Source organism: Segatella sinensis, assembly GCF_040095255.1.
Taxonomy (GTDB): domain Bacteria; phylum Bacteroidota; class Bacteroidia; order Bacteroidales; family Bacteroidaceae; genus Prevotella; species Prevotella sinensis.
This window is the reverse complement of record NZ_JBBNGE010000002.1, coordinates 105,881-120,704: the sequence shown is the minus strand read 5'-3', so window position 1 is coordinate 120,704 and position 14,824 is coordinate 105,881. Positions and strand designations below refer to the sequence as shown.

Annotated in this window: 12 protein-coding genes; 9 read left to right on the top strand and 3 right to left on the bottom strand. The window is 45.3% G+C overall.

Translation table 11 applies throughout. The features are described from left to right. Nucleotides 1-50: 50 nt before the first annotated feature. From AAAT87_RS01175 to AAAT87_RS01165, 3 genes are all read left to right on the top strand, one after another. Entirely contained in the window at nucleotides 51-1,205 is a 1,155-nt protein-coding gene (locus tag AAAT87_RS01175; RefSeq protein WP_349225395.1) for a sensor histidine kinase, read from the top strand. Between the two features lie 42 nt (nucleotides 1,206-1,247). Continuing rightward, nucleotides 1,248-1,937, top strand: coding sequence for a response regulator transcription factor (locus AAAT87_RS01170; protein ID WP_349225394.1), 690 nt, complete (start codon nucleotides 1,248-1,250; stop codon nucleotides 1,935-1,937). A gap of 322 nt (nucleotides 1,938-2,259) precedes the next feature. Beyond that, the gene (locus AAAT87_RS01165; RefSeq protein WP_349225393.1) at nucleotides 2,260-3,819 is read left to right on the top strand and encodes an AAA-like domain-containing protein; all 1,560 of its coding nucleotides are present in this window, start codon (nucleotides 2,260-2,262) and stop codon (nucleotides 3,817-3,819) included. Nucleotides 3,820-4,071: 252 nt separating this feature from the next. Here AAAT87_RS01165 and nadA read toward each other — a convergent pair whose 3' ends face one another. From nadA to AAAT87_RS01150, 3 genes are all read right to left on the bottom strand, one after another. Continuing rightward, on the bottom strand, nucleotides 4,072-5,064 hold the full coding sequence (gene nadA / locus AAAT87_RS01160; protein ID WP_349225392.1) for a quinolinate synthase NadA: 993 nt from the start codon (nucleotides 5,062-5,064) through the stop codon (nucleotides 4,072-4,074). A 494-nt stretch (nucleotides 5,065-5,558) separates the two neighbouring features. Further along, a complete protein-coding gene (locus tag AAAT87_RS01155) occupies nucleotides 5,559-6,662 on the bottom strand; it encodes a glycosyltransferase family 9 protein (protein WP_349225391.1) in 1,104 nt (367 codons plus the stop codon). A 108-nt stretch (nucleotides 6,663-6,770) separates the two neighbouring features. Next, nucleotides 6,771-7,373, bottom strand: a complete 603-nt coding sequence (locus AAAT87_RS01150; protein ID WP_153092051.1) for a DUF4254 domain-containing protein — start codon at nucleotides 7,371-7,373, stop codon at nucleotides 6,771-6,773. Between the two features lie 225 nt (nucleotides 7,374-7,598). Here AAAT87_RS01150 and AAAT87_RS01145 point away from each other — a divergent pair, with 225 nt between their 5' ends. The 6 genes from AAAT87_RS01145 to AAAT87_RS01120 all read left to right on the top strand — a co-directional run bounded on the left by AAAT87_RS01145 (nucleotide 7,599) and on the right by AAAT87_RS01120 (nucleotide 14,804). Further along, nucleotides 7,599-7,835 (top strand): acyl carrier protein, encoded by a 237-nt coding sequence (locus tag AAAT87_RS01145; protein ID WP_004342032.1) that lies wholly within the window; start codon nucleotides 7,599-7,601, stop codon nucleotides 7,833-7,835. Between the two features lie 22 nt (nucleotides 7,836-7,857). Then, on the top strand, nucleotides 7,858-9,120 hold the full coding sequence (fabF, locus tag AAAT87_RS01140; RefSeq protein WP_089543028.1) for a beta-ketoacyl-ACP synthase II: 1,263 nt from the start codon (nucleotides 7,858-7,860) through the stop codon (nucleotides 9,118-9,120). Beyond that, nucleotides 9,110-10,198 (top strand): ribonuclease III, encoded by a 1,089-nt coding sequence (gene rnc / locus AAAT87_RS01135; RefSeq protein ID WP_296972211.1) that lies wholly within the window; start codon nucleotides 9,110-9,112, stop codon nucleotides 10,196-10,198. The genes fabF and rnc overlap by 11 nt, the downstream gene beginning before the upstream one ends. A 217-nt stretch (nucleotides 10,199-10,415) precedes the next feature. Next, nucleotides 10,416-11,924, top strand: coding sequence for a GH3 auxin-responsive promoter family protein (locus tag AAAT87_RS01130; protein ID WP_089543030.1), 1,509 nt, complete (start codon nucleotides 10,416-10,418; stop codon nucleotides 11,922-11,924). An 82-nt stretch (nucleotides 11,925-12,006) separates the two neighbouring features. Next, on the top strand, nucleotides 12,007-13,986 hold the full coding sequence (locus AAAT87_RS01125) for an Ig-like domain-containing domain (protein WP_427866004.1): 1,980 nt from the start codon (nucleotides 12,007-12,009) through the stop codon (nucleotides 13,984-13,986). Between the two features lie 5 nt (nucleotides 13,987-13,991). After that, on the top strand, nucleotides 13,992-14,804 hold the full coding sequence (locus AAAT87_RS01120) for a DUF3108 domain-containing protein (protein WP_349225390.1): 813 nt from the start codon (nucleotides 13,992-13,994) through the stop codon (nucleotides 14,802-14,804). Nucleotides 14,805-14,824 lie beyond the last annotated feature (20 nt).

Below are 14,824 nucleotides of genomic sequence, written 5' to 3'. Positions count from 1 at the left end.
AGAACAAGCACTCACATAATGATGGGAAACAGCGAGTTTACTATAAGTCTATGACAGAAGAAGACTTTCTTAAAGCAAAGCCAAAGAAAGAAGATATTATTGATTTTGACGAAATCAATATTCAAAATCTTAGAGACAATGATATTGCCGAAACAGAAGCTGAAGCTATGGGATTATTGACAAAAGATAGACTTACAGCCAAGGGTAATCCCATTAATTTAGCCAAACTCTCACAAATATTCAAGAAAAATCTAAATGAGGGCTTTATCTATACCTTATTAATATTAGATGAGAACAAAAAGACCATTAAGAGTTATGGGCAAACAAAGGACATAGAGAGTTGGCAGACTAGTAAGCCTATCACCATCGGACTCAAACCTATCCGTTTCGTACAAGCAAAGGTAGATGTGACTCCATCTTCCTTCATCATCAATACTATAGAGGCTCTCATCTCTACTATATTGTTGGCTCTCATCATCATCTTCTGCGTTGGATACCAGATGACTGCCATCAGATACAAGGAAGACCTGTTGAGAAATCGTGAGGTAAGCCTTCATGGAACTGTACACGACTTAAAAGCTCCTTTGGCAAGCATCTTGCTAAAGTTGGGATTCATCAAAGACGGCATCAAGGATGCTGACTTGCAGGAGATGATTACTTCTTCTGAAAGACAAATCAAGAATCTTGCCAATACCATCAAGACGATACTGATTACCTCTAAGGCTAGTGAAAGCAAGTTGGTTATCAACAAAGAACAAATTGACATCATCGAGCTGACGAAACAAGCGCAAGAACAAATAGATATCAACTATGCCAGCAAGCCACATGCCATCGGAATCCACGACCATCGTGAAGAGAAAGCACTGGTGTATGCAGATAAGTATCTGATAGAAAATGTGATGCACAATCTGATGGAGAATGCCGTTAAATACTCAGACAAGGAGGCAAATGTTGAAGTCAACATCAAACAGGATGAACATTTCACCATCATCAGCGTGTCTGACCATGGCGTAGGCATCGACAAGAAATATCAGAAGAAGATATTCGAGCAGTTCTATCGCATACCAGCCACACACCATAAGAGCGGATATGGCATAGGCCTTGCTATGGTAAAATATGCCGTCAAGGCACATGGCGGAACCATCAAGGTGGAGAGCGAACTAGGCAAGGGCAGCACCTTTACATTCACTTTGCCGCTCAACTAAAAGCAACAACCGTTATTAAAGGAACATTATAAAATAAGAAATATGGAAAAGATAAAAGTACTATTGGTCGATGATGACCTGGATTTCGGCAACACAGCAGTCTTGCTACTTAAAAAAGCAGGCTATGAGGTCTATTTTCAAAACACGCTGTTTGGAGTAGAAAGTCTTATCATGAAGCTGTCTCCCAACCTCATCATCCTCGATGTGATGATTGGAGAAGAGAACAGTCTGGAAAGAATCAACGACATCCGACTTGCCGCAGAAGACATCCCTATCATGTGTGTATCTTCGTTACATGATCCAGAACTCAAAACCGAGGCTGCCAATAATGGTGCAATGATTTACATCGAGAAGCCTTTCGACAGCCGTGAGTTCCTGGGATGGGTAAACCGCTATGCCAAGCGCAAAGACTTCAGCAATTCTCGTATGATAAACATGGGTGCCTACACCGTAGATACAGAGACTCATGTGCTCAGTTTCCGTGGCTGCAGCGAGAAGACGCTGGGCAATACCGAGTTTGCTACACTCAAGCTATTATGGATCAATAAGGGCGAAGTCGTGCCACGCCAAGACCTAAAGGATACTGTTTGGAGAGGCGTACACTGTAGCGAAGAAAGCCTCAATAATGTGATGTACAACTTGCGCCGATATTTCGCCAAGGATGCCTCCATCCACCTGGAGACATTGCGTGGCGAAGGATTCAAGATGTGGATGGATGATTGCCACACATAAACAACTATATTACAAGCTGTTATCTTATTGTGTGGCAATAGTGGTATTATGCTCTGCCTCTGCTGATACGTGGAGCCAGATAATTAGGAAATTGTTTTGATTGGTGATATTTTGAGAAAATATTCTTGTTAAATAGAGTAGTTTCGGGAAAAAACAGTATCTTTGCAGCGGCTAGAAGTTGGAAAAGTGGCAAAAAACATCCTAAAAAGGGTTGGAAAAGCTCCATTTTTTAGTCTATAATAGGTCGGAAAAGTTCCGTAAAACCTATATATTATGGTTAGAAGAAGTAATATAGATATGCTTAATAATAACATCAAGCGATATGAAGGTATTCAATACGACAGGTAAGTGCATCCCATCCATGCACTATATGGTTGATATCAGCCGTCAGGTGGAGGCTGCTGCCAAATTGGTGCGCCGTGGCAATTTCTTTTGCATCAACAGAGGTCGTCAGTATGGCAAGACCACGACTTTGGCTCTCCTCAAGAAAAAGCTTGAGGGAGAAGGGTATGCTGTGTTCTCTTTGAGCTTCGAGGGGCTTGGGGATAGTGCATTCAAGAGTGATGAGACCCTAATGTTTGCATCCTTGTTGCTGATGAATGATAGTGTGGAATGGGATGAGGTTCAGAATTTGTCCGATTCTTCTAAAGAAGTCCTCAGGCTATCTGTTTCGAGTGAAGACAAGACGATGGATAGTCTGTCTTTTAACAGAACGGTATCTAAAATTTCAAAAACAGATAAGATAGTTCTTTTGTTAGATGAAGTGGATGCTGCGGGCAATCATATAGAGTTCATTCATTTCTTGGGACTTCTTCGTAACATGTATCTTAAGCGTGATGAACGCCCTACTTTCCAGTCGGTTATCCTCGCAGGCGTCTATGATGTCAAGAACTTGAAATTGAAACTCCGTCCGGAAGAGCAGCATCAGTACAATTCGCCTTGGAACATTGCTGTGACTTTTGATGCTAACATGAGCCTACCTGCCGATGGCATCGCAGGGATGCTGGCAGAATATAAGGCAGACCATCATATTAGTTTCGATGAACATTTCGTAGGTCAGATGATTTATGACTATACTTCGGGTTATCCATTCTTGGTGAGCCGCATCTGTCAAATCATGGATGAGAGTGGTCTTACTTGGGACAGGGAAGGTGTATTGGCGGCGGTGAACCATCTCCTGAAGGAGCATAATACCCTGTTTGACGATATGGAGAAGAAGGTGAGCCAGTTCCCTACTCTTGCGGAAACGTTGAAGGCGATTATCTTTGGTGGCAAACGGGTTTCGTTCAATTATTATGACAGGGACCTCAATATCGCTATTATGTTTAATTTTGTCAAGGAGTACCAAGGTGCTACCCTTATTTATTGCCGTATCTTCGAGACTTGGCTTTATAATCTCTTTATTTCCAATGCCAAGGATACTTCCATCTATCAGCAAGGTGAGTATGACAAGCCTCGTTTTGTGCATGATGGTTATCTTGACATGCGCCTTCTCTTGGAGCGTTTCTGCGTGCATTTCAATGAGATTTATCGTCCGGGACATGATGATGAGTTTGTTGAGAACAATGGTCGTCAGATATTCTTGACTTATCTTCGTTCCGTTATCAATGGCATCGGCAACTATTATTGTGAGGCACAGACTCGTGACTTGACTCGTACTGATGTCATCATCGACTATCTAGGTCAGCAATATGTGGTAGAGCTGAAGATTTGGCGAGGCGAAGCCTACAATGAGCGAGGCGAGCTACAACTCAGCGAATATCTCGACTATTACCATTTGCAGACAGGCTATATGCTTAGTTTCTGCTTCAACAGGAACAAACAGCCTGGTTTGCATGAGGTGGTAATAGGAGACAAGAAATTGTATGAGGTGGTAGTGTGATATAGTCTTTTATCCTTAAGGGAAAATAGGAATACTATTAAGGGAAAATAGAATTATCCTTAAGGGAAAATAAGAATACCGTTAAAGGAAAATAGGAATATCCTTTATGGTAAATGTTGATACTATTAAAGAAAATCTCCGTTCAATAGTTTTGAACGTACATTCAAAATCATTGAACGCACATTCAAAACTATTGAACGGAGATTCAAAATCATTGAATATAAAAAATCGTTAGGGCCTATAACCTTTTTCCTATGAAAGCGAAAGCATCTTTTCTATAGGCTTCACAGCATCCTTGGCTATTTCTGGAGCCACTTCTACAGTAGGCCAGCCGAACTTCAGGCTATTGTAGATCTTCTTCAATGAGTTCATCTTCATATACTCGCACTCATTGCAGCTGCAACCTACTCCACCCTCACTTACTTCTGGTGGTACAGGATAGAAGATGACGTCAGGGCAGTTGCGCTCCAATTCATGCAGGATACCTGCCTCTGTGGCGATGATATACTCCTTGATATCAGGATGCTCCTGGGCATAATGCAGCATCGTGGCGGTAGAACCCTTCACATCGGCTACGGCAAGCACTGGTGCCTTGCACTCCAGGTGAGCCATTACAACAGCCTCAGGATGCTCCTGCTTCAACTGGATGATAGCCTCTACCGAGAATTTCTCGTGTACATGGCAGCCACCGTTCCAGAGCAGCATGTTTCTGCCTGTTACGCTGTTGATATAGTTGCCGAGGTTGTAATCAGGACCAAAGATAATCTTCGCATCCTGTGGGAAACTGTCGATTACCTTCTTGGCATTGCCACTGGTCACCACGCAATCAGTCAAAGCCTTCACGGCAGCGGTGGTATTCACATAGCTTACCACCTGGTAGCCTGGGTGCTCTTCCTTATACTTCTTCAGATCCTCAGCCTTGCAGCTGTCGGCAAGCGAGCAGCCGGCATTCAGGTCAGGGCAGAGCACAATCTTGTCTGGACTCAAGAGCTTGCAGGTTTCAGCCATGAAGTGCACGCCGCACATCACCATCACCTTAGCTTCTGTTTCAGCAGCCTTACGAGCCAAAGCCAGAGAATCACCCACAAAGTCGGCAATATCCTGAATCTCGCCTACAGTGTAGTAGTGCGCCAGGATAATCGCATCTTTCTCCTTGCAAAGCTTTCTGATTTCAGCTTTCAAGTCTAAGGTTTCGTCGATCGGTTCATCCACGTAACCTTTCTCAATCCATTCTTTTTTCACCATAACATTAATATTATATTTTTTATTTCTTATTTTTTAAAAAGAGATTATAAGGATGATGATATGTCGTGGATAAGTGGATAAAAAACACCTTCTAAATTTGCTTTTTTCATTATCCATATCTTATGCAGAGTTATCCGTATTCGGCTTGGAAATCTTTTTCTTGGTCTTTAAAGGATTAGCTCTTTTATCAACATTTCCCCAATTCGGTGCAAAGTTAATAAGTTTATATCTTTTTTCCGTCAAAAACTGCGAAAAAGTTTCTAAAAACTTATTAATAACCCTGTGGATATCCCTATTCCTCGGGGTTCGGGATGGGAGCGGTGGATATCCACAAAGTTATTAAATAGTTATTCCTGTGGTTTTCCTTATACTTTTCCACGGGTTTGTGGATAATGAAAAAAGCAGGTTTTCCCCTGACTTTTGCGTCATCGGAAAATCTGCTTCTTCTATCTCTTTATCTATCTCTTCTTCTTTTATGAAGGAAAAGATTCTCTTTATTTTCTGTTCAGAACGTTCTCTACCTTTTCCACAATCAGTTCCGGCGAGATATTCTTCATGCAGGCAAAGTCGCCACGCATGCACGGCTTGTTGCCATAGATGCTGCATGGGCGGCAAGGCATATCGAGCTGTACGGCATTGTCGGGACTCTGATGCCAGCCCATGAAACCGGCGTAAGGATGGGTGGCTCCCCAGATACTTACCACTGGGGTATTGACCAGAGATGCCAGATGCATGTTGCCGCTGTCCATACTGATCATCAGGCGGAGATGACTCATCAGGATGAGTTCATCGGAAATGCCGTGGAGCTTGCCTGAAGCATTCACCACCTGTGGATATTTCTCTTCCCAGGCATCCATCACCGGAGTTTCGGTCTTTCCGCCTCCGAAAAGGAAGATGCGGCAGTGAGGATGATGGTGAATCAGGCGTTCTACTACCTTCTCCATCTGCTGCACCGGATAAATCTTGCCCTCGTGGGCAGCGAATGGAGCCAGACCTATCCAAGGTTCCGCAGGGTTATGAGCATCCTTGTTGATAACTGTGGATTTATCCTTGTTGTTATCAACAGTAACCTGGAAAACTTGTTCAGGGAGCAGGCTCAGGTCTCCTCCTTCTTCCGGGAAGAGAGAAGTGAAATCCATCTGTACAGGATAACCCAACTTGGCAAAGACATCGGCGTAATTCTGGAAGGAAGATGGCTGTTTCTCCATCACCTTGCCGGAGGAAGCCACCAGCTTGCGCTTTCCCTTGCGATGCTTGTCGATATGTGCCACCTTGAAGTTGGAGAGGTTGAAGCGCATGCGCAGATAGCTGGAGCGCAAAACGTTGTGAAGGTCGGCTATCGCGGTAAACTGTTTGGCGATGAGCCGGCGATAGAGTGCATTGAGACCTTTTACACCCTTATATTCCCCCTTGAGGTCAGCCTCCATAAAACCGACATTAGGGGCAAGATTCTCGAAGAACGGGCGAGCAAAGGAACGGCTTAACACGGTGATTCTTACGTGAGGATACTGCTTTGCCAATGAATAAATCACAGGTACAGTCATGGCAACGTCACCCATGGCCGAAAATCTAATAACGAGAATATGCTCTGTCTTCATCTTTTTTTTAGTCTCTTTATATATATGATAAGGTGTAAAGCAGAGCGGGCTTCGCTTTTTATGGTGAAAAACAAAGCCTACTCTGCTTCTATTCTGATTGATGCGGGTTTACTTCTTGTAGAGTACAGGGTTGGTAGAAGGATCGTTGTACATCTTCATCTGTCGATAAACCTTCATGTACTTTCTTCCAGCTTCGATGTCCTCCAGGAGCTGGTCGATGGCAGTAGAAAGATCCACCTGCTGTTCGAGGAGTACGTTGAGCTTAGCCTGGCACTTAGCCTTGTGCTCTTCAGAAGCCTCCGGGCGCTCCACCTGCTCCTTCATGTGATAGATCTTGAGGGCAAGGATGCTGAGACGGTCAACTGCCCATGCAGGACTTTCGGTATTGATGCGTGCATCATCCAGCACCTTTACATCCTTGTAAACCTCGCGGAAGTAAGAATCAATCTGCTCTACGAGATCAGTACGGTCCTGATTGCTCTTATCGATTCTGCGCTTCAAGACGAGCGCCTCTGCAGGGTCGATCTGAGGGTCGCGGATGATATCCTCGAAATGCCATTGAACGGTGTCGATCCAGCACTTGAGGTAGAGACGGTTCTCAATGGTACCTTTCTCGAATGGATTATTGATAGGAGTATCAATGTTGTCTTTGATGTGATAATCGGCTATCGCCTGATTAAAAATCTTGTTAGCGTTTTCTGTAAATGTCATACGGTTTGAACTATTTGATTTAATACCGTACAAAAGTAACAAAATAATCTCAAAGAGCCAACAAAAAAGCGAAAAAAGGCGAAAAAGATGCACAATTAGGGGGTATTTGTGCACCGAAAAGCACTTTTTTTGCTAAAATATTTGTTTATATCAAAAAAAAAGTGTTCCTTTGCACCCAGATTTTTAATTAGAAATTGAATTATAAACATTTTAAAGGTTACAATTATGTCAGAAATTGAAAGCAAAGTAAAGGCAATTATCGTAGATAAGCTCGGTGTTGATGAGGCAGAAGTTAAGCCAGAGGCAAGCTTCACAAATGATCTCGGTGCAGATTCTTTGGATACTGTAGAGTTGATCATGGAGTTCGAGAAGGAGTTCTCTATCTCTATCCCAGACGATAAGGCTGAGAAGATTGCTACTGTAGGTGACGCTATCGCTTACATTGAGGAGAACGCTAAGTAAATTAGCAACTAAAATTTTATAAATGGAATTAAAGAGAGTTGTAGTAACAGGTCTTGGTGCTGTGACTCCAGTTGGTAATTCTCCTGAGGAAACTTGGGAGAACCTCCTTGCTGGAAAGAGCGGTGCTGCCCCTATTACTCATTTCGATACAACTAATTTCAAGACAAAGTTCGCTTGCGAAGTAAAGGACCTGAACATCAATGAATGGATTGACCGTAAGGAGGCTCGCAAGCTCGACCGTTATACCCAGTTGGCTATGATTGCCGCTATGCAGGGTGTAAAGGATGCAAACATTGATCTTGAAACAGAAGATTTGAACAACGTTGGTGTTGTATTCGGTGTAGGTATCGGTGGTATCAAGACTTTCGAGGATGAAGTATCGTATTTCGCTACTCACGAGGAGAACGGTCCTAAGTTCAACCCATTCTTCATCCCTAAGATGATTGCAGATATCGCATCTGGTCAGATTTCAATCCACTTCGGATTCCACGGACCAAACTATACCACAACATCTGCATGTGCTTCTTCAAGCAACGCATTGGCAGATGCCTTCAACCTGATTCGTCTGGGCAAGGCAAACATCATTGTCAGTGGTGGTGCTGAGGCTGCTATCTGCGCTTGTGGCGTAGGTGGTTTCAATGCCATGCACGCGTTGTCAACTCGTAACGATGACCCTGAGCATGCTTCACGTCCATTCAGCGCTAGCCGTGATGGATTTATCATGGGCGAGGGTGCTGGCTGCTTGATTCTCGAGGAGCTTGAGCACGCTAAGGCTCGTGGTGCGAAGATTTATGCTGAGATGGTAGGTGAGGGCGAGAGCGCTGACGCTTATCATATCACAGCTTCTCATCCAGAAGGTCTCGGTGCTAAGCTCGTGATGGAGCGCGCACTTGCTGATGCTAACCTCAAGCCAGAGGATATTGACTACATCAATGTTCACGGAACATCTACCCACGTAGGTGATATCTCTGAGGCTAAGGCTATCAAGGCAGTCTTCGGTGATGCTGCTTACAAGCTCAACATCAGTTCTACTAAGTCTATGACTGGTCACCTCCTCGGTGCTGCTGGTGCAGTAGAGGCTATGGCTTGTGTTCTTAGTGTGAAGAACGATATCGTTCCTCCTACTATCAACCACGAAGAGGGTGACAACGATCCAGAGCTCGATTACAACCTGAACTTCACATTCAACAAAGCTGAGAAGCGTGAGGTTCGTGCTGCATTGAGCAATACCTTCGGATTCGGCGGTCATAACTGCTGTGTAGTATTCAAGAAGTATGCTGAATAATTTTATAGATAGAATAAAGCTCTCTTTCCGCAAGGATAAAGAGCTTTATTTTTCTTTGTACGAAATCCTAGGTTTTTATCCACTCAACATCAGTTATTACAAGATGGCGCTGATGCACAAGAGCATCATGCACCGCAATTCCAAGGGCAAGCCTGTGAACAACGAGCGCCTGGAGTTTCTGGGTGATGCCGTACTGGATGCTGTAGTGGGTGATATCGTGTATCAGCACTTTCCTGGCAAGCGGGAGGGATTCCTCACCAATACCCGAAGCAAGCTGGTGCAGCGTGATACGCTCAACAAGCTCGCCCAGGAGATGGGAATCAATCAACTTGTTTTATCTAATGGACACAGTTCTTCTCATAACAGCTATATGGGAGGAAATGCTTTCGAAGCGTTGGTTGGTGCCATTTATCTGGACCGTGGTTATGATGCCTGCATGAAATTCATGCAGAAGCGCATCCTGGCAAAAATGATAAACATCGATAAGGTGGCTTACAAGGAGGTGAACTTCAAGAGCAAACTCATCGAATGGAGCCAGAAGAACCGCGTGAAGCTGGAGTTCGTGATGCTGGGACAGGAGAAAGATAAGAACGGAAGCCCTGTTTTCACCTATCAGGTTGTGATGGAAGGTGTAAAGGGCGGAGAAGGCAAGGGTTACTCCAAGAAGGAGAGCCAGCAGCTGGCTTCCAAGCTTACCCTGGAACGATTGCGCAAGGAACCGCAGTATATCGATTCTGTATTTACTGCCAAGGCAAACCGTACGAAGATGGAAGAAGAACCTGTGCTGGCTGTGCCTACCACCGAGGTGAAGAATGATTTCATCATCTCGCAAGACACAGAAAAACAGGAGTCTGAAGAAAAACACGTCAATGTTTTCAAGGAAGAAGTCTATACAGAGGATTCTTCGGCTGAAGATGTCGTTGCTTCTACTGTTACTGAAGAAATAACCACTACAGCCACTCAGGAAAGCGATGACGAGTTTGACTTGAGTGATATCTCTGCTGAGCCCAAGGAAATGAGCCGCGAGGACATCATCGCAGCCGCCGAGGCAGCTGCCTTTGCAGAAGATAAGGAATAATCTATGATGATAGAACTGGATTAAGATAAGGGAAAGACTCTCTTGAGACTGACGGATATGATAGTCTCAAGGGAGTTTTTTTGTTTGATATTTTACATTCTTATCCCCTATCTTGCCCGATAGGTTATGTTTTGTATTAAAAAACAGTAAAAACTTTCTCTATATCAAAAGATTGAAGTACTTTTGCAAGTACTTTATAAGGTATATATATCTAGATATGAGTTTAACAACGATAGTAAGTAATGTATTCAAGCCTCGCCAGAAGAGCTTGGAAAAGTATGTACATGATGCAGAGGAATTGCAGCATGAGGTACTGATGCGCCTTTTGGCATCTGGCAAAAACACCGAATATGGTGTGAAACATCTACTCAATACGACAAATAGCTACGAAAAGTTTGCACAGAATGTGCCGGTCAATACCTATGAGGAATTGAAGGGCGACATCGACAGAATGCGTCATGGCGAAAGAGACATCCTCTGGCCAGGACAGGTGAAGTGGTACGCCAAATCTTCGGGTACTACCAACGACAAGAGTAAGTTCATCCCTGTTTCGCAGGATGGTTTGCAGAACATCCACTACAAGGGTGGATTCGATGCTGTGGCTTACTATCTGCGCAACAACCCAAAGAGTAAGATATTCGACGGCAAGAGCCTGATTCTCGGAGGAAGCCATTCGCCTAACTATAATGTGTCGGGCAGTCTGGTGGGCGACCTGAGTGCCATCCTCATCGAGAACATCAATCCGCTTGCCAACATGGTGCGCGTACCTAAGAAGGAAACTGCACTGCTGAGCGACTTTGAGGTGAAGCGCGACCGCATTGCCCATGAAACGCTGAACAAGAACGTAACCAATATCTCGGGTGTGCCTAGCTGGATGCTCAGTGTACTGGTACGCGTGATGGAACTCTCCGGCAAGCAGCATCTGGAGGAGGTATGGCCTAATCTGGAGGTATTCTTCCATGGCGGCATCGCCTTTACTCCTTACCGCAAGCAGTATGAGCAGCTCATCACATCTCCTAACATGCATTATATGGAGACCTATAATGCCAGCGAGGGATTCTTCGGTCTGCAGGATGATCCGTCAGATCCAGCCATGTCGCTGATGGTAGATTACGATGTGTTCTACGAATTCATCCCGATGGATGAGTTTGGAAGCGATCATCCTACCGTGGTGCCTCTCTGGGGCGTGGAAGTAGGCAAGAACTATGCGATGGTGATTACCACCTCCTGCGGTTTGTGGCGCTATATGATTGGCGATACCATACAGTTTACCAGCACCAATCCATACAAGTTTGTCATCACCGGCCGTACCAAGTACTTTATCAATGCCTTTGGTGAGGAGCTGATTATGGACAATGCCGAGAAGGGACTTGCCTATGCCTGCGAGAAGACGGGTGCGCAGATTGCGGAATATACCGCAGCTCCTGTCTATATGGACAGCAATGCCAAGTGCCGCCACCAGTGGCTCATCGAGTTTTCTGAGGAACCAAAGGACCTGAATGAGTTTGCCAGCCTGCTCGATACCAAGTTGCAGGAGATCAACAGCGATTACGAGGCAAAGCGCTTCCACGATGTTACCCTCCAGCACCTGGAGATAGTGAAGGCTAAGCCGGGACTCTTCAATGAATGGCTGAAGAGCAAGGGCAAGTTGGGCGGACAGCATAAGATTCCTCGTCTGAGCAACAGCCGCAAGAACATCGATGAGATGCTCATGATGAACAAATAAGGCTTTTTATATAGTAAGCCTTTATGAATAAGGCTTTTACTGCATAATCTGCAGGAATAGTGGACATGTAAGATAGAAAAGAATGACAAACAAGAACGACATCATACAATTGTTGAAGAATCGGATAAAGGCAAATACCCTGTTTTTGCCTTTCTATCTGCTTGTCTTCCTATTGCTGGTTTCCTGTGCCAAGATGGGACAGCCGGATGGCGGATGGTTTGACGAGACTCCTCCCAAGGTGATAGGAGCTTCGCCAGCCGATGGCGCCGTGAATGTAAACCAGAAGAAAATCAATATCTACTTCGATGAGTTTATCAAGCTCGATAACCCTTCGGAGAAGGTGGTGGTTTCGCCACCACAGCTGGAACAGCCTGAAATCAAGGGTGCCGGCAGGCGAATACAGATATCGCTTGTGGATTCACTCAAGGCGAATACCACCTACACCATCGACTTCTCGGATGCCATCAGCGATAACAACGAGGGCAATCCGATGGGAAACTATACCTACAGTTTCTCTACGGGAGCTGCCATTGATACCATGGAGGTATCGGGGCATGTGCTGGAATCGGAGAATCTGGAACCTGTCAAGGGTATCCTGGTGGGATTGTATGCCGACCATGCCGATTCTGCCTTCCGCACCAAACCGATGTTGCGAGTGAGCCGTACCGACAGTCGCGGCCGCTTTGTCATCAAGGGTGTGGCACCGGGTTCTTACCGCATCTACGCCCTGCAGGATCAGGATGGCGACTATAAGTTCAGTCAGAAGAGCGAAAAGATTGCTTTCTCCCACGACATCATCGTGCCTTCCTGCAAACCGGATGTAAGACAGGATACCACCTGGGTGGATTCCCTGCACATCAAGTCGATAGACCAGGTGGATTACATCCATTTCCTTCCTGATAATATCGTGCTCAGAGCCTTTACGGAGCCTCTGACCGACAGATTCTTCCTGAAGGCAGAGCGCCAGAAGGCAAATAGCTTCACCCTCTTCTTCAGTTATGGAGATTCCATTCTTCCACAGATCAAGGGGCTCAACTTTGATGCCGAGAATGCTTTCCTGGTTGAGGCTTCTGAGAAGAAGGATACCATTACCTACTGGCTGAAGGATACGGCACTGGTGAATCAGGATACGCTGCTGATGGATATCACTTACCGCATGACGGATAGTACCGGAGTACTGGTCAACAAGACCGATTCTGCCCAGGAAATCCTGTCAAAGGAACCATACGCCAAGCGAATGAAGAACATGGAAAAGGAACTGGCTGCCTGGACCAAGAAGCAGGAGAAAAAGAAGAAGAAAGGCGAACCCTACGATTCGGTGATGGAGGTGAAACCGCTCGATGTACAGCTGAGTGTATCATCGCAGTTTGATCCCGACCAGAATGTCATCTTCTCCTTCCCTACTCCATTGGCTAAGGTAGATACTGCCGCCATCCATCTCTATGCCAAGCATGATACGCTCTGGTATCGGGCTCCGATGGAATTCCTGCCGCTGGAGAACCGGAAATATGAACTCCGGGGAGAATGGCGACCGGATATAGAATATAGTTTGGAGGTAGATTCAGCTGCCTTTGAGGATATCTACGGATTGGCTTCCAAACCTATCAAGCAGGGCTTCAAGGTCAACTCACTGGATACCTATGGTACACTGCTTGTGAACATCACCTCGCTCCACGACCTGCCGCTCATCGTGCAACTGCTTGATGCACAGGATAAAATGGTAAAGGAGACCAAGACAGTGAATGGTGTGGCAGAATTCTATTATCTCAAACCACAGAAGTATTATATGCGTCTGATCGTAGATCGCAACAATAACGGCAAGTGGGATACGGGTAATTATGATAGCGACCAGCAGGCTGAGGAAGTATATTACTATCCGGAGGCGATAGAATGTAAGGCGAAATGGGATCTCACAGAAAGCTGGGATCCGCTGGTCCGTGAACTCTCGCTGCAGAAGCCGGGAGCCATCACCAAGCAGAAGCCTGATAAGGAGAAGAAAGTTAAGAATCAGAATGTACAACGTGCCGCTAAGCTCGGCATCCAGTATGTTCCTAAAATGTAAAGGATATGAAGTTACTCAAGTCATTTATAGTAGCCATATTGCTGTTTTTGGTCAATACTTCTGTATCGGCCCAGTGTACTTTCCGTAATACTGCATTCAAGTCGGGTGAATTCCTGACTTACAATCTCTATTACAACTGGAAGTTTGTATGGGTAAAGGCTGGCACTGCCAGCATGTCGGTGGTGCAGACCACCCACAAGGGCAAGCCTGCCTATCGTGGTTCGCTGGTAACCCGCGGTAATAAGAGAGTGGACGATTTCTTCGTTCTCCGCGATACCCTGCTCTGCTATACAGGCACCGATATGGCTCCGATGTATTTCCGCAAGGGAGCCCGCGAAGGCAAGCGATATACAGTGGATGAGGTTTTCTATAACTATGCCGGCGGCAATTGCAATGTAAACCTGCATTATCAGAACAAGCATGGTGAGCACAGATGGAAGAAGCATTCTTATGATGACTGTGTCTTTGACATGATGAACATCTTCCTGCGTGCCCGCAGTTTCGACCCTGCCAACTGGAAGAAAGGTCATAGCGTGAAATTCCCTATCTGTGATGGTGGCGGTCGCACTCCTGCCCAGCTCAAGTATGGCGGCAAGGTGACTGTGAAGGCAGATAACGGCATCAAATACCGCTGTTTGCGTCTGGAATATCAGGAGTATGAGGATGAGAAGTGGAAGAAGATAGTGGATTTCTATATCACGGACGATGAGAACCACATCCCTGTTCGCCTAGATATGTTCCTGAAATTCGGCAGTGCCAAGGCTTTCCTCGTGAATGCCAAGGGTACCCGTAACCCGATAACTTCTATCGTGAAGTAGAAGTACGACAGAAAAAGTGA